The organism is Caballeronia telluris, assembly GCF_001544495.1.
GTDB lineage: Bacteria > Pseudomonadota > Gammaproteobacteria > Burkholderiales > Burkholderiaceae > Caballeronia > Caballeronia telluris.
Genome location: NZ_FCNZ02000005.1, coordinates 99,303 through 117,902 on the forward strand (window position 1 = coordinate 99,303; position 18,600 = coordinate 117,902).

Here is an 18,600-nt window from a genome sequence, read left to right on the forward strand (position 1 = left end):
TGCATACGCGCTCGTCTGGCTGCGTCCATATCGGATCGCTTCTTATTACGGCCCCATTTCCCCGCGATGAAGGGTGGTTTCGTCGCATGGCGAGCCTTTTCGCACGACCGATCGGACTGTCCTTCGGCGCTTTAGATTGCCGGCTTCAGACGCGCATGGCGCAGCTGCCCGTGAACATAGCCCTGTTCGATGTCACGAATGTGACGGCGCGACGACTTTGTGAGCCACTTGTGCTCAAGCTCTTTTTCACGCGAACGCCGCCATCGAGACACGTCTGCTTTAATGAAGCGATCCTTGCATAGCCGGACTTAGTCAACACTCGCGCTCGCGCTTACTCCTCCATCGCCTTTTCGAGCACCGCACGAAGTTTCGGCGTACAGGCGATCACGCGATTGCCTTTCGCGAGGCATTCCTCGGTCAGGAAGTCGTTGACCCATCCGCCCGCTTCCTCGACGATCAGAACCGCCGCCGCGGCATCCCAGGAATTGATGTGCAGCTCGCAGTACGCGTCCTGGCGTCCCATCGCGACATACGCGAGCCCCAGCGCGCCCGAGCCACGCCGCTTGATTCCCGCCCCGAGGTCGTTGACACGTTGCATGAGCGCCGCATAGCGCTCGAACGCCACGCGCGACGACCAGCCCAGTTCGACGACCGACTGCCGGATGTCGTCGATCGGGCTCACCTTGATGGCCTGCCCGTTCAGCGTTGCGCCCTTCCCGCGCTGCGCGGCGAAGAGTTCGTCGAGCATCGGGTCGTACAGCACACCGATCTCGGCGCGGCCGTCCCGCACGAATGCAATCGATACGCAAAAGTACGGCACGCCCCGCGCGAAGTCCGCAGTGCCGTCGATCGGGTCGACGATCCACACGTCGCGTCCGAACGAGCCGCCGCTTTCCTCGCCGAAGAAGGCGTCGTCGGGGAACGCTTCCGCGAGACGCCCGGCGATCAGCCGTTCGACTTCGCCATCCGTCTCGGTCAGGTAATCCTGCGGGCCCTTGAACTTGAGCGTCAACGCCTCGTCGCGTGTCAAAAAACGGTCGCGTGCGAGACACCCGGCTTCCCGCGCGATCGCGCAAGCGGCCAGAAATCGAAGATGCATGGAAGCGTCGTTCATGGAATCCCTCAGGCAGATGAAGGCTGCGAGGTCGATGCAGCAGTCGGCGGAATGTGGCACCGATCTTAGCATCGCACTGCTCGGCGACGACGCGTTCAACGACGTGCGCGCGGTCCTCTCGGCCGGGTTGTTCCGGCGAGCACTTCTTCATGTTCCCTGCGAAGCACATCGACGAACGCCATTGCCAGCCGCTCGCGCGGCCGGTGCGGCGGAAACAGCAAGTAGGTCGAGAACAGCACGTTCGGCAAAAACGGCCGGATCGCGATTTCCGGTCCCGCGAAGTCTCGCGCGACGACGGGGTGCGCAAGCGTCAGCCCCATGCCGCAACGCACCATCTCGCAGCAGATGGCCGCGTACTGCGCCTCGATGGCGAGCACGCGCTGCACGCCTGCCCGCTCGAACACTTCGTCCATCTGCGCGCGCGTGCCGTCGCCGTGACACAACGAGATGAACGGCTCGCCCGCGAAGTCGGCGGGCTTGAGCGTCGTCTTCTTCGCGAGCCGGTGACCGGCCGGCATCACCGCGACCGCAGGGACCTTCGAGAGCAGTTCCACTTCGCAATTGGACGCCTCGCTGATGTACACCGCGACGCCCAGGTCGCAGAACTGGGAAGCCGTCCAGTGATTCACGGTGCCCGACGTGTTCACGTGCAGCGACACCGTCACCTCCGGATAGAGCGCCTGAAAGCGGTTGATCGCATGCGGGACGAGCGTCATGCCCGCCGAGGGCATCGCCGCGATGCGCAGCCGCCCGCTGCCCAGATTGCGGATCTGCGCGGCCGCGTTGGCGAGCCCTTGCAGGCCCACGTACGCCCGCTCGACTTCGCGGAAGAACGCGTTGCCCTCGCTTGTCGGGATGAGCCGCACGCCGCTGCGCTGAAAGAGCCGCAAGCCCGTTTCGCGTTCGAGCTGCGAAATGAGCCGGCTCACGTTCGGCTGCGACGTGAAGAGTTCCTTCGCGGCCGCGGTCATCGAACCGGCCACCATGACGGCGCGAAACGCCTCGATATGCTTCAGGTTCATCGCATCCAACCCATATCAACCAAGTATGGATAGTTATTTTATTCGTATTGGACGATATGGGTCGATCGCGCCAATATTATCCTGACGGACGGTAATCCCACGCCACGTTCGCGAACCCCACATCGAATGGAGAAGTGTTCATGAATAAAGTGCAGCACAGCCGCCGCGCTTCTGCGCGAACGTTCGCCGTCGCGCTCGGCCTAACCGGCGCGCTCGTCGGGCCCGCTCTCGCCCACGCCGAAACCACGCTCTATGTCGCCAACGTGGGCGGCTCCAACGAACAGCTCTACCGTCAGAAAGTCATCCCGCCGTTCGAAAAAGCGCACGACGTCAAGATCGTCTATGTCGCCGGTAACTCCAGCGACACGCTCGCCAAGCTCCAGGCGCAGAAAGGCCATCAGCAGATCAACGTCGCCGTGATGGACGACGGCCCCATGTATCAGGCGATGCAGCTCGGCTTGTGCGCGAAGGTCGAAGAAGCGCCGGTCATGAAAGACCTGTATCCGCTCGCGCGGCTCGGCGCGACGTCGGTCGGCGTGGGGATGGTGGCAACCGGCATCGGCTACAACGAGGAAGCGTTCAAGAAGCTCGGCCTGCCCGCGCCGGATTCGTGGCAAGTGCTCACCGACAAGCGCCTGAAGGGCAAGCTCGGGGTGCCGCCGATCACGAATACCTATGGCCTGCACACGCTCGTGATGCTGGCGCGCATGAACGGCGGCGGCGAAAAGAACATCGACCCCGGCTTCGCGGCGATGACCAAGGACGTCGCGCCCGACGTGCTCTCGTGGGCGCCGACGCCCGGCGAAATGGACGGCCTGATGCAAAGCGGCGACGTGATCCTCGCGCCTTACGGCAGCGGCCGCGCGGTCGCGTTGCAGAACACCGGCTTCCCGCTCAAGTTCGTCTATCCGAAGGAAGGCGGCGTCGCGCTGCAGGTCGCCGCATGCGCCGTCGCGGAAAACGCGCAGCCGCAGTTGTCGCAGCAGTTCGTCCAGTATCTGCTGAGCCCGGAAGTGCAGGCGATGCAGGCACAGGCGATCGGCCTCGGCCCGGTCAACAAGACGGTCAAGCTCGCGCCGGACATCGCCGCGCGCGTGCCGTACGGTCCGGAACAGATCGGCAAGCTGACGGCGATGGACTGGACGACCGTCAACCAGCATCGCACGGAGTGGACGGAGCGCTGGAACCGTTCCGTCGAACGATAAGCGACACGGCGGACGGCGCGCTGCTCGCCGCTCCGCCGGATTCCACGCCCCTACGGACCCGACGCCCATGACCTTCCTCACCCTCAAAGGCATTTCGAAGCGCTACGGCGATTACACCGCCATCGAGCACATCGACCTCTCGGTCGAGCGCGGTGAATTCTTGTCGCTGCTCGGACCTTCCGGCTGCGGCAAGACCACGACCCTGCAGATGATCGCCGGCTTCGTCGCGCCGAGCACGGGCAGCGTGATGCTCGACGGTCGCGACATCACGAACGAGCGCCCCGAAAAGCGCGGCATGGGCGTCGTGTTTCAGAGCTACGCGCTCTTTCCGCACATGACGGTGGCGGGCAATGTCGGCTTCGGCCTCGAGATGCGCAAGGTGAAGCGCGCCGAGCGTGCGGAGCGCGTCGCCGAAGCGCTCGATCTCGTGCGCCTGAAGGGGCTCGATGCGCGCTATCCGAAAGAGCTGTCGGGCGGCCAGCGTCAGCGCGTCGCGATTGCCCGCGCGATCGCCATGCGCCCCGAACTGCTGCTGCTCGACGAACCCATGTCGAACCTCGATGCCAAGCTGCGCGAGGAGATGCACATCGAACTGCGCGCGATCCAGCGGCGGCTCGGCATCACGACGATCCTCGTCACGCACGACCAGGTCGAGGCGATGACGATGAGCGACCGCATCGCCGTGATGTATCGCGGCCGGATCGCGCAGCTTTCCACGCCGTTCGAAGCCTACGAGCATCCGGAGACGCCGTTCGCGTCGAGCTTCCTCGGCAAGACCAATACGTTGTCGGGCGAAGTGATGCGGCGCAATCCGCGCTGCGCCGAAGTCGACGTCGCCGGGACCACGCTGAAGGTGCCGCACGAAGGGCGCGTGGTCGATGGCGCGGTGCATGTCTACATCCGTCCGGAGAAAGTGCGGCTTGCCAATGGCGACGCGCGCGTGCGCGGACGCATCGCGACGCGCGTGTTCGTCGGCAACCAGTGGCTGCTCGAAATCGAAACGGACCTGGGCACGCTGCGCGTCGCGCAGCCGAATCTGGGTGCGCCGCCGCCTTCGGAAGGCGACGAAGTGGGCGTCTTCTGGACCGACGACGACCTGCGCATGCTCGAACGGGAGAACGTCCATGGCAACGCTTGACGACACCCGCGCGGGCGCCGCGCCCTGGCTGCTCTCCGCGCCCGCGCTGCTCTTGTTCGGCACGCTGCTGCTGGTTCCGCTCGTGCTGACGCTGATGCTGTCGTTTCGCGTCTTCAGCGACGTGGGCGGCGTGCAGGTCGCGTACACGCTGAAGAACTACGCGCAGGTCGTCACCGATCCCTACTACGGGACGATCTTCCTGCGCACGGCCACGCTCGCCGTCTCGGTGACGCTGCTCTCGATTCTCCTCGGCGTGCCGGAGACGATCGTGCTCGCGCGCATGAAGCGGCCCTGGCAGTCGCTGTGCCTGCTCGTCGTGCTCGGGCCGCTCCTGATCTCGGTCGTGGTGCGCACGCTCGGCTGGCAGATCCTGCTCGGCAACAACGGCGTGCTCAATAACGTTTTGCAAGCGCTGCACATCACGTCCGAACCGATCCGCCTCGTCTTCACGATGACGGGCATGGTCATCGCGCTCACGCACGTGCTCGTGCCGTTCATGGTGATGTCCGTGTGGGCGACGCTGCAAAAGCTCGATCCGCAAGTGGAATGGGCGGGCCTCTCACTCGGCGGGTCGTCGTTCACGGTGTTCCGGCGCGTCGTGCTGCCGCAGATCATGCCGGGCGTGTTGTCAGGTTCGATCATCGTGTTCGCGCTGTCGGCTTCCGCGTTCGCGACGCCCGCGCTGATCGGCGGGCGGCGTCTGAAAGTGGTCGCCACCGCCGCGTACGACGAGTTCCTCGGCACGCTGAACTGGCCGCTCGGCGCGAGCATCGCGGTGCTGCTGCTGATCGCGAACGTCGCGATCGTGACGGGTTGCAGCAAGCTCGCCGAGCGTCGTTTCAAGCATATTTTCGACTGACGGAGCCGAGGCGCACATGAAGCAAAACGGATTCTGGGGCCTGCTCTTCAACGCGTTCTTTCTGGCGTTCATCATGGCGCCGCTCGTCGTCGTGATGCTGGTCGCGTTCACGGACAAGGGCTTCATCTCGATGCCGTTCGACGGCGCATCGCTGCGCTGGTTCAGGGCGATCGTCGAGAACGGCGACATCGTCGCCGCGTTCTGGCTGTCGGTGCGGCTCGCGTTCGCGGCCGCGACGATCGGCGTCGTGCTCGCCGTGCCCGCGGCGCTCGCGATCGCGCGCTATCGCTTTCCGGGCCGCGCCGCGCTGGTGAGCTTCTTCCTCTCGCCGATGATGATTCCCGCCGTCGTGCTCGGCATCGCGTTCCTGCGCTTCCTGTCGCTCCTGCATCTGAGCGGCTCGTTCTGGGCGCTCACCGCGACGCACGTGATCGTCGTGCTGCCGTATGCGCTGCGGCTCGCGCTGTCGTCGGCGGTCGGGCTGGATCGCGATGCGGAGCGCGCCGCGCTCTCGTGCGGGGCGAGCCGTTTCACCGCGTTTCGCCGCGTGGTGCTGCCGATGATCCGCACGGGCGTCGCGGGCGGCTGGGTGCTCTCGTTCATCCAGAGCTTCGACGAACTGACGATGACCATCTTCGTCGCGACGCCCGGCACGACCACGCTGCCCGTCGCCATGTACAACCAGATCGCGCAGACGATCGATCCGCTCGTCGCTTCGGTGTCGGCGGTGATGATCGTGGGCACGGTCGTGCTGATGGTGCTGCTCGACCGGATGGTCGGACTCGACCGCATTCTTATCGGAGAAGCTCGATGAAAGGCAATACATCCGCAAGCCCGGACGTGCTCGTGCTCGGCGGCGGACTGGTCGGATCGGCGGTGGCGTATGGCCTCGCGCGCGAAGGCGCGAAGGTGACGGTGATCGACCAGGACGACGGCGGCTTTCGTGCGTCGCGCGGCAACTTCGGGCTCGTGTGGATCCAGGGCAAGGGCTACGGACTCACGCCGTATGCGCGCTGGTCGCGCAGCTCGGCGATGCGCTGGTCCGCGCTCGCGGCATCGCTGCTCGAAGAAAGCGGCGTCGATGTGGCGCTGCGTCAGCCGGGCGGCTTTCACCTCTGCTTCTCCGACGATGAACTCGCCGAGCGCGAGAAGCGCCTGTCCACGCTGCAAACCGAACTGAACGGCGACTATCCGTATCGGCTGCTCGATGCGCATGAACTGCGCGAGTTGCTGCCGGCCATCGGGCCGGAGGTCGTCGGCGCGAGCTATACGCCCATGGACGGCCACGTCAATCCGCTCAGGCTGCTGCGCGCGCTGCATGCGGGCATGCAGCATCGCGGCGTGCAACTGGTGAACGGCGACGGCGCCGAGCGCATCGTGCCGGAACCAGGCGGCTTCGTCGTCCACGGCACACGCGGCGTGTGGCGCGCGCCGCGCGTCGTGCTGTGCGCGGGCCTCGGCAACCGCGCGCTCGCGCCGCACGTGGGACTGCACGCGCCCGTCGCACCGAATCGCGGACAGGTGCTCGTGAGCGAACGCGTCGCGCCGTTCCTGCATCATCCGACCATGAACGTGCGCCAGACCGACGAAGGCACCGTGCAGTTCGGCGATTCGATGGAGGAAGTCGGCTACAACGACTTCACCACGACCAACGTGCTCTCGAACATCGCTCAACGCGGCGTGCGCGCGTTTCCGCTCCTGAAGCACGTGCGGCTCGTGCGCACGTGGGCGGCGCTGCGCGTCTACAGCCCGGACGGCTTCCCTATCTACGACGAATCGGCGCGGTATCCGGGCGCGTTCGTCGTGACCTGCCACAGCGGCGTCACGCTCGCCGCGGCGCACGCGATGCGCATCGCGCCGTGGATCGCGGGCGGCGCGATGCCCGACGAAATCCCCGCCTTCACCGGCAGCCGCTTCGCCGGTGCCCGCGCCGAACCGATACCCGCACACTGAACCCATCATGACTTCGACACCGCTTTTCAGGGCCTTGCCCGGCGCCGACGCGCCCATCGACATCTGGTTCAACGACCGCCCGTTGCGCGTGCCCGGCGGACGCTCGGTGGCGGCGGCACTGCTCGCCGCCGGCATCGACCGCTTTCGCGCGACACCCGTCTCGGGCGCACCGCGCGCGCCCTACTGCATGATGGGCGCGTGCTTCGAATGCCTGGTCGAAATCGACGGCGTGCCGAGTCGTCAAAGCTGCATGGTGACGGTGAAGGAAGGCATGCGCATCCATTCGCAGGAAGGCGCGCGCGATCTGCCGCCGGTCGAATCCGAACCGATGGAGAACGCTCATGGTCGCTGAACAAGTGGATGTGGTGGTGATCGGCGCGGGTCCGGCCGGCTTGAGCGCCGCGACGCGCGCGGCTTCGACGGGCCTCTCCGTCGTCCTGCTCGACGAACAGGACGCGGTCGGCGGCCAGATCTACCGGGCGATCGAGCGCACGGACGCGCGTCGCCGCGAGATTCTCGGTCCCGACTACGCAGCGGGCGCGACCATCGCCGATGCATTCGCACGCTCAGGCGCGCGTTATGTCGCGAATGCGTCGGTGTGGCAGGTGACGCGCGAACGCAGCGTCCACTATTTGAAGGACGGCAAGGTCGGCAGCTTCGAAGCGAAGCGCGTGATCCTCGCGACCGGCGCGATGGAGCGTCCGTTTCCGATTCCCGGCTGGACGCTGCCCGGCGTGCTGACCGCGGGCGCCGCGCAGATCCTCTTGAAGAGCGCGGGCGAAGTGCCCGCCGAGCCGCCGGTGCTGGTCGGCTGCGGCCCGCTTCTCTATCTGCTCGGCTGGCAATACGTGCGCGCAGGCGTGCCGATTCGCGCGCTCGTCGATACCACGCGCCACGAAGACCGCTGGCGCGCGAAGCGTCATCTGCTCTCGGCGCTGCGTGCGTGGCCGTTCCTGAGCAAGGGCCTGCAACTGATGCGCACGCTGCGCGAAGCTAACGTGCCGATGCACGAAGCCGCTGACGATCTGCGCGTCGAAGCGAAGCGCGGCGAGGACGGCGTCGAGCGTGCAGGCGCGCTGCACTTCACGACGCAAGGTCAGGCGCATCGCATCGAAGCGAACGTGATCCTGCTGCATCAGGGCGTCGTGCCGAATACGCAGTTCACGCTCGCGCTGCGCGCGAAGCATCGCTGGGATGCCGCGCAGCTTTGCTTCGCGCCGGTGACGGACGCCTGGGGCGAACTCGACGTGCCCGGCGTCTTCGTGGCCGGCGACGGCTCGGGCATCGGCGGCGCACAGGCGGCGGCCGAAGAAGGCGAACTAAGCGCGCTCGCGGTCGCGGCGCAACTCGGCGCGATCGACAACGTTGCGCGCGACCGGCTGGCCGCGCCGCATCGCCGCAAGCTCGCCGATGTCATGCGCATCCGCCCGTTCCTCGACAGCCTCTATCGTCCGCGCGACGCGAACCGCATTCCCGCCGACGACGTCATCGTCTGCCGCTGCGAGGAAGTCACCGCGGGCGACGTGCGCGGTTTCGTCGAACTCGGCTGCCTCGGACCGAATCAGGCGAAGTCGTTCGGGCGCTGCGGCATGGGTCCGTGCCAGGGACGCATGTGCGGACTCACGGTCACGGAAGTGATCGCGAGCGCACGGAACGTTGAACCCGAAGCGGTCGGCTATTACCGCATCCGTCCGCCGATCAAGCCGCTCACGCTCGGAGAACTCGCCGGTGAATAAGCCCGTCTCCGAATCCGACGTGCTCGTCGTCGGCGGCGGCCTGCACGGCTCGAGCAGCGCGTTCCACATGGCGCGTCGCGGCGCGCGCGTCACCGTGCTCGAAGCCGATTACGTCGGGCGGCATGCGTCGGGCGTGAACGCGGGCGGCGTGCGTACGCTCGGACGGCCGCTGCCCGAAATCCCGCTCTCGCTGATGTCGCGCGAAATCTGGCACACGCTTGCCGACACGATCGGCGACGATGGCGGCTTCGTGCCGTCCGGCCAGATGAAGATCGCCGAGACCGAAGCCGAACTCGACGAATGCCGTGAGCGCGTCGCGCTGCTCGAATCGCATGGCTTCACGCACGAGAAGATCATCGACCGCGACACGCTGCTCGAACTGGAGCCGAACATCGCGCCGCACGTGACGGGCGGAATCTGGGTCGAGCGCGACGGCTACGCGCTGCCCTTCCGGACCACGGCATCGTTCCGGCTCGCCGCGCAGAAGCACGGCGCGGCGTTCCATGAAGGCACGGCCGTCACGCGCATCGAACAACGCGGCGAGCGCTGGCTCGCGCATACGGCGTCGGGCACGCATGCGGCGCAACAGCTCGTTGTGACGGCGGGCGCGTGGGCGGGCGAACTCGCGCGGCAAGTGGGCGAGCCGGTGCCCGTGCATCCGGAAGGACTGATGCTGATGGTCACGCATCGCGTCGCGCCGTTTTGCCGCTCGACGCTCGGCGCGACCGGCCGGCCGCTGTCGTTCAAGCAGTTCGACAACGGCACGGTCGTGATCGGCGGCAAGTTGATCGGCATCGCGGACCTGCCCGCGCGTCACGGAGAAGTGGATTTTGCGCGGCTCGTTCGCAGCGCCAACACGGTCGTCGATCTCTTCCCGCATCTGCGGCATCTCGGCATCAATCGCGCGTGGGCGGGCGTGGAAGCGTTCACCGAGGATTCGCTGCCCGTCATCTCGACGAGCCGTCGCGCGTCGAACCTCACTTACTCGTTCGGCTATTGCGGCAGCGGCTTTCAGCTCGGACCGGGCTGCGGCAAGCTCGTCTCGGAACTGGTGCTCGACGGGCGCGCTTCCCTGCCGCTCGATGCCTTCTCGATCGACCGCTTCGGCGCGACGGCGCATTGATTTTTCCGCGCATCGTCCGGTGCGCGGCATCGTTAACCAAGGAGTGCTTTCACGCATGACCGATATCGTCAGAATCGAAACCAATCAGCGCATGAGCCGCGTCGTCAAGGCGGCGGGACTCGTGTTCATCGGCGGGCAGACGGCGAACGAGCGCACGCCGGATGTCAAGGCACAGACCGCGCAGGTGCTCGACAAGATCGACGGATTTCTGGAAAAGGCCGGCATCGACAAGACGCGGCTCGTCTCGGCGCAGGTCTGGCTCGCGGACATCGCGCGCGACTTCGCGGGCATGAACGAAGTGTGGGACGCCTGGGTGCCGTCCGGTTGCGCGCCGACGCGCGCGACGGTTCAATCGCAGCTTGCGGCGCCGGATCTGCTGGTCGAGATTTCGGTGACGGCGCTCGACCGCTAGCGCGACGGCCAACCCGCATCGACGACGTGCCGGCCGAAAGTGCCGGCTATAACTGCCGTTCATATTGTCCGATTTGGCGGGCTACCCATGGGTAGCCGTAGAGGGCGGTCTGCTATAACTTAACGGGATTCCAACGACAGCATCCAAACCCGTTGCAGGACGCGCTGCCTGCCTCCGTCGGAGAAACGCATGCCTCACGACAGATGCCTTGCCGACACGCTCGCCAGCGCGATCCTCCGACGGCAGCCTGCCCATTGACTCGCCCCCCTACCAAGAAACGCCGCCTCGCGAAGCCGGCCCGCCTGAGCTTGCCTTGCACGGTCGCACTCATGCTGCTGACGTCCTCGGCGCTCGCGCAGTCTTATCGCGACGTCACGCCCGCCGCACCGCCCACGCCTCCACGCCCCGTCGCGCCGCCCGTGCCGCCGCAGCCCACGACCGATTCGCCGCAGATCGCCGTGCAGACCCTGAACGGGCTCGTCTTCGATCCGGCGGCCAGCGCGGCGCCCGTCGCCCCGATTGCCGGATCGAGCGCATCGAACGGGCGCATCACGGCGTCCGGCCTCCCGCTGCTCGACGAAGCATTCCTTGCCGGATTCGCGCCGGACCTCGGACGGCCGCTGAGCTTCGGACGGCTTGCGGAGATTCGCCGGGCCGTCGTTCAGCGTTACCGCGACGCGGGCCTGCCGCTCGTCGATGTCTATGCGCCCGAGCAGGACGTATCGAGCGGCGTCGTGCACATCACGGTGGCGAGCTACCGGCTCGGACAAGTGGTCGTGCGCGGCAACCGTCACTTTTCGAGCGCGCTGCTCGGAGGTGAAATGCCGCTCGAAAGCGGCGCCACGATTCGCGAATCCGATGTCGCTTCGGGCCTGTCGATGCTCAACGCCAATCCATATCGCACCGTCGACGTGGTGTATGCGCCCGGCGAGGCCGAGAACACCACCAACGTCGTGCTGCAAACCGAAGACCGCTTTCCGCTGCGGGTCTCGGCCGGGTATGACAATGCGGGCGTTCCGCAACTGGGCCGCGACCGCTTCTTTGCGGGTTTCGACTACGGCAACCTGTTCGGGCTGGATCAGCAGATCGCCTATCAGGCGACCGCGAGCAACGACCTCTTCGGCGGCAATCCGTACATCGAGGGGCGCACGAACCGCCCGCGTTTCGTCGCGCACGCGCTGAACTATTCGGCGCCGTTGCCGTGGCAGGACCGCATCGAATTGTTCGGCGTCTATGCGCAAAGCACGCCGCGGCTTCCGGACAGCTACGGCCAGACCGGCATCTCCGCGCAGATGAGTTTTCGCTATGACTGGCGGCTTGCACCGCTCGACGGATGGCAGCAGCAAATCCAGTTCGGCTACGACTTCAAGCGTTCGAACAACGACCTGGAGTTCGGCGGCTTTCAGGTCTTCAATTCGAACACGCACATTCATCAGTTCATGTTGGCCTATGACGTGAACCGGCTCGATGCACTCGGTCAGGCGCGCGCCAACGCGACGCTCGTGCTGAGCCCCGGCCGTCTCGATGGCGACAACCAGGATGAAGCCTTCGACACCGCACGCCACGGTGCGACGCCGCGCTATGCGTATCTGCAGCTTTCGGCCCAGCGCGATGTGACGATCGGCCCCGGCTTCGCGCTATGGGGACGCGGCATGTTCCAGTGGACGCCCGATACGCTGTTGCCGAGCGAGGAGATGGGCCTTGGCGGCGAGAGCAGCGTGCGCGGCTATGACCCCTACGTCGTGCAGGGCGATCGCGGCTGGAACGTCCAGACCGAAGTGCGCACGCCCGCGTGGGTCATGGGTTCGAGCGGCGTCGCGTTGCAACCGTTCGTCTTCCTCGATGCAGGCCGCGTCTGGAATCGCATCGACCAGCCGACCGAGCCGAACAACGGATCGCTCGTGAGCGTGGGCGCGGGATTCCGCTTTCAGCTTCGACGCTATATCAACGTGCGCGGGACCTATGGGTTTCCGCTGCGCGCGGCCGTGCCGAACGGGTCCAAGTCGCCTTTAGGGATGCTTTATGTGTTGATCGGCTCCTGATAGCGCGCCGCGTGAAGTGACACGCGTGTGTCAGGACGGCATGTCATTCGCTCAACGCAGATGCAGCATAGATTTCCTTAGCATGCGGTCAAGTTTGTTCTACAACTAAGAGGCTAAAGACAACACTAAAGCACACGCCATAAGCAATCCGGAGGGGCACGTCATGCAGCGCTCTGTTCATCTTGCGGACATCGGTCACTCGCAACGCCGCGTCTCCGTATCGCAGATACAGGGCGACGCCGTGCTGGCCTTCATCCTCTGCGCGATGAGCGCCAGTGCGCTCGCTGCCGGACCGCTTCCGCAAGGCGGACAGATCGTCGCCGGCACCGGATCGATCGCGACCAACGCGACCGCCGTGAACATCACGCAGAACACGCCGCGCGCCGTGATCGACTGGCGCAGCTTCTCCATCGGCAACGGCAATACCGTCAACGTGAACAACGGGACGGGCGCGACGCTAAGCCGCGTGACCGGCAGCGATCGCTCGTCGATCGACGGCAAGCTCGCCGCCTCGGGTAGCTTTTACCTCATCAATCCGCAAGGCGTCGTCGTAGGCCCGAGCGGTGTCGTGACCACGGGCGGGCGCTTCGTCGCATCGACGCTCGACATCGCCAATAACAACTTCATGAACGGCGGCCCGCTCAACCTTACCGGTTCGGCCGATGGCGTCATCGTCAATCTCGGGAAGATCAGTTCGACGGGCGGCGATGTCTTTCTCATCGCCCGCAAGCTCGTCGAGAACGATGGCAGCATCAGCGCGCCGAAGGGATCGGCGGAACTCGCCACCGGCAGCCAGGTGTTGCTGAAGGACTCGGCAACCGGCCCGCAGGTCTTCGTTCAGGCAGGCACGAACGGCGACGTCGTGAACAAAGGCACGATCGAGGCCGCGCAGATCGACCTGCGCGCGGCGGACGGCAACGTATTCGCGCTCGCCGGTCAACACGACGATCTGCGGGCGACGGGCACGGCAACGCGCGAGGGCAAAGTGTGGCTCGTCGCCGACCGCGGCACGGCACACGTGCATTCGAAGGTCGAGGCTTCGAACGCGGACGGCACCGGCGGCACGGTGATCACGACCGGTAACACGCTGCATCTCGACGACGCCGCAATCGACGCGGCGTCATGGAACATCAGCGCGCCCGAGTTCAATGCCGGGCCGCTGAACTCGGCGACGCTCGCGCGCAATCTGTCGGGCGGCACGTCGATCACGGTGAACGCGACGGGCGGCACGGGCGGCAGCGGCAACATCAACCTCGGCGCGGCCGTGCGATGGACGGGCGATGCATCGCTCACGTTGAGCGCGGTGCACGACGTGACGCTCGGCCCGCTCGTGACGCTCGCGAACACCGGCGCGGGCAACCTGACGCTGCGCGCCGATTCGCACGCCAGCGACAACGGCGGCAGCATCCTGAGCAGCGGCACGCTCGACTGGTCGCAAGGACTCGGCATCATCTCCGCGTTCTACGACATGAACGGCACCTACACGCGCGCCACGGTGCGGCAGAACGAGTCGTGGAAACCGGCGCCGTATAGCGGACTCAAGACGCAATACACCGTGTATCAACTCGTCAACTCGAACGCAGATCTGGTGAAGATGGGGGACAACCTCGCCGCCAACTACGCGCTCGGCCGCAATCTCGATCTCGCGCCGGACGTAGGCAAGATCAACGTGATCGGCGGAGGCATCGCGCTCTCCGGCCAGTTCGACGGCATGGGCCACACCATCAGCCATTTCAACGGCTATCAGGTCGGGACCGAGCCGACACTGGTCGGCCTGTTCGGCGCGATCTACGCGGGCGGTGTCGTGCGCAATCTGGGCGTGATCGATTCGAGCGCTTCGGGTTCCTACAATACGCCGGCCGGCATCCTCGCCGGGCTCAACAGCGGGCTCGTCTCGAACGTATATACGACCGGGTCGACCGGCTCGCCCGAAGAGACCGGCCCCGGTGGCGGCGGCCTCGTCGCACGCAACGAAGGCACGATCGAGCGCTCGTGGAGCAGCGCGAGCGTCGGCGGTCAGGGAGACTACGGCGGCCTCGTCGGCGTGAACAACGGCAAGATCGTCCAGTCTTTCGCAACCGGAACGGTCTCTGGCGGATCGCATGCGGAAGGCGGTGGGCTCGTCTCGCAGAACAGCGGATCGATCACGCAATCGTATGCATCGGGCTCCGCGCAGATGTACTACAACGGCGGCCTGGTCCTCGACAACACGAGCATCGGCACGATCAGCGAATCGTTCGCGACGACCCACATCGTTCCGCAATTCGATCCCGCACTGAAGGGCGGCGTGGCGTTCTCCAACGCCGGGGCCATCGCGAACAACGTCTACTGGGACGTGGGCATGACCACGGCGTCCAACTCGGTCTACGGCGGCACGCCCGTGCCGGCCGCGAACGGGCTGAGCACCGTGCAGATGCGCACGGCATCGAGCTTCGACTCCAGCTGGGACTTCAGCCCGGCCGGCACGTGGGCGCTTCCCGCGGGCGCGCAGCATCCGGTTTTGCGCTGGCAGCTCGGCGCGCAGTGACGAACATCGCGCTCATCGGTGAGCAGCACGCGATCGGTCGAAGTTCCTGAAATCGTCGGACGGAAGCAATGAACCGCGTTTCACGGAATTGCCACATGCCGCGCGTGCAATGAGTGTCACCGTTGCGCGGACGCGGGCACGGCCCTTGCTCTACGCCTTCGCCCGCCTGGGTGGAACTGTTCGGTAACCCACAGACCCAGGCCGCCCAACACGACAACATCCAATCATGTTCACGACCAAACCTTGCACCGCCACCTGCGTCCTCGATGGCGCAGCCGTCACCCTGACCTTCTTCCCCGACACGCATCTGCTGCGCATCTGCAGCGCGGCTGGCGTGTGTCTGCGCGAGGTCCGCTGGCCCGCCTCATGGCGAATCCTGCTGGCGACGCTGCGTGAGTTCAGTCAGCGCGACGACGACGGTAGCGGCGTCGAATCTCGCCTCGACGAAATGCTGGACAACCAGCCGGCACCCGCGATGGCCTGAACGTCACACGGTTTTTTTATCCGCGAGCAAGGGCTCGCTCAATGCTGCAACGAGGAAACGATGGCAACAGGAACAGTAAAGTGGTTCAACGATGCAAAGGGCTTTGGCTTCATCACGCCGGACGACGGCAGCCCTGACGTTTTTGCGCACTTCTCGGAAATCCAGGCTAACGGCTTCAAGAGCCTCCAGGAGAACCAGAAGGTGCTGTTCGAAGTGCGGACAGGACCGAAGGGCCTGCAGGCAGCGAACATCCAGCCGCAGTAAGTTGCATCGGGCGTGGCGCGAGCCACGCCCTCGATTCGTTCATGCTCGCGGCGTCGTGCCCCGCGTCTCGACGGCACGCAGGAAGTCGAAATCGACGCCCTTATCGGCTTGCGTCACGCTCTGCAAAAAGAGCTTCAGGTAGCCGCGCTCGGCGCTCGGCTCGACCACCGGCTTCTCCTTCGCGCGCTGCGCCAGTTCTTCCTCCGACACGAGCAGATCGATCTCCCGGCGCGATACCGAAAGCCGGATGCGGTCGCCGCTTCGCACATGCGCGAGCGGCCCGCCAATCGCGGACTCGGGCGTCACGTGCAGCACGATGGTCCCGAACGCCGTCCCGCTCATGCGGCCATCGGAGATGCGCACCATATCCTTGACGCCCGCCATCGCGAGCTTCTTCGGAATCGGGATATAGCCCGCTTCGGGCATGCCGGGCGCGCCTTTCGGACCGATGTTCCTCAGCACGAGGATGTCGTCGGCGTTCACGTCGAGATCGTCCGAGTCGATGCGCGCAGCGAGGTCCGCTGCGTTTTCGAACACGACTGCGCGTCCTTCGTGCTCCATCAGGCGGGCGTCGGCGGCCGACTGCTTGATGATCGCCCCGCCCGGCGCGAGATTGCCCTGCAGCACTGCAATGCCGCCCTGCGGATAAATCGGATCGTCGAACGGACGCACGACGCTTTGCGCGAACGCGGGCCCCGCTGCGTCGATCTCTTCGCCGAGCGTGCGGCCAGTCACCGTCAGCGCGTCCAGATGCAGCAGCGGCCTGAGTTCGCGCAGGAGCGTCGCCATGCCGCCGGCCTTGTCGAAGTCTTCCATGTAGTGCTGCCCCGACGGCTTCAGGTCGAGCAGCACCGGCGTCTCGCGGCCCATGCGGTCGAGCGCCTTGAGGTCGACGTCGAAACCCATGCGCCCCGCGATCGCCGTCAGGTGCACGATGCCGTTGGTCGAGCCGCCGATCGCGAGCAGCACGCGCATCGCGTTCTCGAAGGCCTCGGCAGTGAGGATCTTGTCGATCGTGAGGCCGTCGCGGGCCATCTGCACGGCTTCTTTGCCGGTCAGCTCCGCGATGCGCATGCGTTGCGCCGTGACGGCGGGCGGCGACGCGCCGCCCGGCACCGTCATGCCGAGCGCCTCCGCGATGCACGCCATCGTGCTCGCCGTCCCCATCACGGAGCAGGTGCCCACGCTCGCGACGAGCTGATCGTTGACCGCCGCGATCTCCGCCTCGTCGATCTCTTCCGCGCGAAAGCGCGCCCAATAGCGCCGGCAGTCCGTGCACGCGCCGACACGCTCCGAGCGGTGCGAACCCGTCAGCATCGAACCGGTGATGAGCTGGATTGCGGGAATGCCCGCCGACGCCGCGCCCATCAGTTGAGCGGGCACGGTCTTGTCGCAGCCGCCGATCAGCACAACGGCGTCCATCGGCTGGGCGCGCAGCATTTCCTCGGTGTCCATCGACATGAGGTTGCGCAGGTACATGCTCGTCGGCTGCGAGAACGACTCGGCGATGGAGATGGTCGGGAATGCCATCGGCAGGCCGCCCGCGAGCATCACGCCGCGCTTCACGGCCTCGATCAGTTGTGGCGCGTTGCCGTGGCACGGGTTGTACGCGCTGCCCGTATCGACGATGCCGATCACCGGCCGGTCGAGCGCGCTGTCGGTGTAGCCGGCGCCCTTGATGAACGCTTTGCGCAGGAAGAGCGAAAAGCCGTTATCGCCGTAGCTCGTGAGCGATTTGCGCAGGCCCGTGGGAGCGTCGTCGGACGGGGACGGTTGGTCGGGAGTGTCGGTCATGGCGATTGGCGAAGGCGGTGGGATGGTCGGAGCGCGCGAGGCGGCGCCTATGGGTCCATTATCACCACATCGGCGAAAGCGCGCGAGTGACGCCTCTACCGACTACCGCGCGCCCGGCCCCGCCTGCTGCGCAATCGCGCGGCAGGCTTCCCGTAGCGGCGCGACATAGGTGTCGAGCGGCGTCGTGCACTTCCTGAACAGCGGAATGCTGATGCTGACGCAGGCCATCGGCCGTCCGTTCGAATCGAGGATCGCGCAGCCATAGCAGAAGATCTGCGCTTCGTTTTCCTCGCGGTCTTCCGCATAGCCGCGCGCGCGCGTCGCGTCGAGTTCGGCATCGAGCGCCGCACGTTCGACGATCGTATTGGGCGTGAAGCGTTCGAACGAGAGGCCGTGCAACAGCGTATCGCGTTCCGCTGGCGCGAGCGCCGCGAGATAAGCCTTGCCGACCGAACTCGAATACAGCGTGACCCGCGTGCCGATGCGCGACGCCATGCGCACGGCATGCGGGCTTTCGAGCTTTTCGATGTAGACCATTTCCGAGCCGCTGCGCACGGCGAGATGCACCGTCTCGTGCGTGACGTCGCGCAGCGTTTGCAGAGCCTCGGCGGCCGCGATGCGAAGATCGGAACGGTCCCAGCTGCGGCTCGCCAGCGAAATCAGCCGCGGACCGAGTTCGAAGCACGCGCCCCGCCGCGCTTCGACCACGAGCCCTTCGGCCAGAAGCGCACCGACGATCCGATACACTGTCGGCCGCGGATAGCCTGTCAGCGCGGCGAGTTCGGCGACGCCCGGCGCCTCGCTCGCGTCGGCGATCAGTTGCAGGACCGCCATGAACTTCGAGAAGGCGGCGGTGCCGGTGGCTTTTGCCGCGTCGAGCGAAGCGGATTCGGAAGGTGCTGGCATGAACGTCGGAGAGAACGGCGC

The 18,600-nt window shown here is 66.1% G+C and carries 17 protein-coding genes; 13 read left to right on the forward strand and 4 right to left on the reverse strand.

The window, feature by feature from the left end:
• Nucleotides 1-331 precede the first annotated feature (331 nt).
• Nucleotides 332-1,114 carry an inositol monophosphatase family protein gene (locus AWB66_RS08440; RefSeq protein WP_087629835.1) on the reverse strand — a complete coding sequence of 261 codons (783 nt, stop codon included), beginning with the start codon at nucleotides 1,112-1,114 and terminating at the stop codon, nucleotides 332-334.
• 95 nt (nucleotides 1,115-1,209) lie between these two features.
• Nucleotides 1,210-2,136 carry a LysR substrate-binding domain-containing protein gene (locus AWB66_RS08445; protein WP_087630005.1) on the reverse strand — a complete coding sequence of 309 codons (927 nt, stop codon included), beginning with the start codon at nucleotides 2,134-2,136 and terminating at the stop codon, nucleotides 1,210-1,212.
• Nucleotides 2,137-2,276: 140 nt separating this feature from the next.
• On the opposite strand from AWB66_RS08445, the gene AWB66_RS08450 reads away from it, so the two are divergent.
• The 13 genes from AWB66_RS08450 (at nucleotide 2,277) to AWB66_RS08510 (ending at nucleotide 15,879) form a co-directional block, all read left to right on the forward strand.
• Nucleotides 2,277-3,341, forward strand: a complete 1,065-nt coding sequence (locus AWB66_RS08450; protein ID WP_087630006.1) for an ABC transporter substrate-binding protein — start codon at nucleotides 2,277-2,279, stop codon at nucleotides 3,339-3,341.
• Between the two features lie 67 nt (nucleotides 3,342-3,408).
• Nucleotides 3,409-4,479, forward strand: a complete 1,071-nt coding sequence (locus tag AWB66_RS08455) for an ABC transporter ATP-binding protein (RefSeq protein ID WP_087629836.1) — start codon at nucleotides 3,409-3,411, stop codon at nucleotides 4,477-4,479.
• On the forward strand, nucleotides 4,466-5,338 hold the full coding sequence (locus AWB66_RS08460; RefSeq protein WP_087629837.1) for an ABC transporter permease: 873 nt from the start codon (nucleotides 4,466-4,468) through the stop codon (nucleotides 5,336-5,338). The genes AWB66_RS08455 and AWB66_RS08460 overlap by 14 nt, the downstream gene beginning before the upstream one ends.
• A gap of 16 nt (nucleotides 5,339-5,354) precedes the next feature.
• Nucleotides 5,355-6,152 (forward strand): ABC transporter permease, encoded by a 798-nt coding sequence (locus tag AWB66_RS08465; RefSeq protein ID WP_087629838.1) that lies wholly within the window; start codon nucleotides 5,355-5,357, stop codon nucleotides 6,150-6,152.
• Entirely contained in the window at nucleotides 6,149-7,291 is a 1,143-nt protein-coding gene (locus AWB66_RS08470; protein ID WP_087629839.1) for an NAD(P)/FAD-dependent oxidoreductase, read from the forward strand. Before AWB66_RS08465 ends, AWB66_RS08470 begins: the two co-directional genes overlap by 4 nt.
• Before the next feature lie 7 nt (nucleotides 7,292-7,298).
• Entirely contained in the window at nucleotides 7,299-7,643 is a 345-nt protein-coding gene (locus AWB66_RS08475; RefSeq protein WP_087629840.1) for a (2Fe-2S)-binding protein, read from the forward strand.
• Entirely contained in the window at nucleotides 7,633-9,027 is a 1,395-nt protein-coding gene (locus AWB66_RS08480; RefSeq protein ID WP_087629841.1) for an NAD(P)/FAD-dependent oxidoreductase, read from the forward strand. Before AWB66_RS08475 ends, AWB66_RS08480 begins: the two co-directional genes overlap by 11 nt.
• Nucleotides 9,020-10,150: an NAD(P)/FAD-dependent oxidoreductase gene (locus tag AWB66_RS08485; protein WP_087629842.1), complete on the forward strand. Its 1,131-nt coding sequence runs from the start codon at nucleotides 9,020-9,022 to the stop codon at nucleotides 10,148-10,150. Before AWB66_RS08480 ends, AWB66_RS08485 begins: the two co-directional genes overlap by 8 nt.
• A gap of 55 nt (nucleotides 10,151-10,205) precedes the next feature.
• Nucleotides 10,206-10,562 (forward strand): RidA family protein, encoded by a 357-nt coding sequence (locus AWB66_RS08490; protein ID WP_087629843.1) that lies wholly within the window; start codon nucleotides 10,206-10,208, stop codon nucleotides 10,560-10,562.
• A gap of 329 nt (nucleotides 10,563-10,891) precedes the next feature.
• Nucleotides 10,892-12,604, forward strand: a complete 1,713-nt coding sequence (locus tag AWB66_RS08495) for a ShlB/FhaC/HecB family hemolysin secretion/activation protein (protein ID WP_087629844.1) — start codon at nucleotides 10,892-10,894, stop codon at nucleotides 12,602-12,604.
• Nucleotides 12,605-12,767: 163 nt separating this feature from the next.
• Nucleotides 12,768-15,131 carry a two-partner secretion domain-containing protein gene (locus AWB66_RS08500; protein WP_087629845.1) on the forward strand — a complete coding sequence of 788 codons (2,364 nt, stop codon included), beginning with the start codon at nucleotides 12,768-12,770 and terminating at the stop codon, nucleotides 15,129-15,131.
• Nucleotides 15,132-15,357: 226 nt separating this feature from the next.
• Nucleotides 15,358-15,615: a hypothetical protein gene (locus AWB66_RS08505; protein WP_087629846.1), complete on the forward strand. Its 258-nt coding sequence runs from the start codon at nucleotides 15,358-15,360 to the stop codon at nucleotides 15,613-15,615.
• A gap of 60 nt (nucleotides 15,616-15,675) precedes the next feature.
• Complete coding sequence (locus AWB66_RS08510; protein WP_087629847.1) at nucleotides 15,676-15,879, forward strand: cold-shock protein; 204 nt, start codon at nucleotides 15,676-15,678, stop codon at nucleotides 15,877-15,879.
• 39 nt (nucleotides 15,880-15,918) lie between these two features.
• Here the strand turns inward: AWB66_RS08510 and AWB66_RS08515 are convergent, their stop codons facing one another.
• Both AWB66_RS08515 and AWB66_RS08520 read right to left on the reverse strand, forming a co-directional pair.
• Nucleotides 15,919-17,673 carry an IlvD/Edd family dehydratase gene (locus AWB66_RS08515; protein WP_087629848.1) on the reverse strand — a complete coding sequence of 585 codons (1,755 nt, stop codon included), beginning with the start codon at nucleotides 17,671-17,673 and terminating at the stop codon, nucleotides 15,919-15,921.
• Nucleotides 17,674-17,775: 102 nt separating this feature from the next.
• On the reverse strand, nucleotides 17,776-18,579 hold the full coding sequence (locus AWB66_RS08520) for an IclR family transcriptional regulator (protein WP_087629849.1): 804 nt from the start codon (nucleotides 18,577-18,579) through the stop codon (nucleotides 17,776-17,778).
• Between the last annotated feature and the right edge of the window lie 21 nt (nucleotides 18,580-18,600).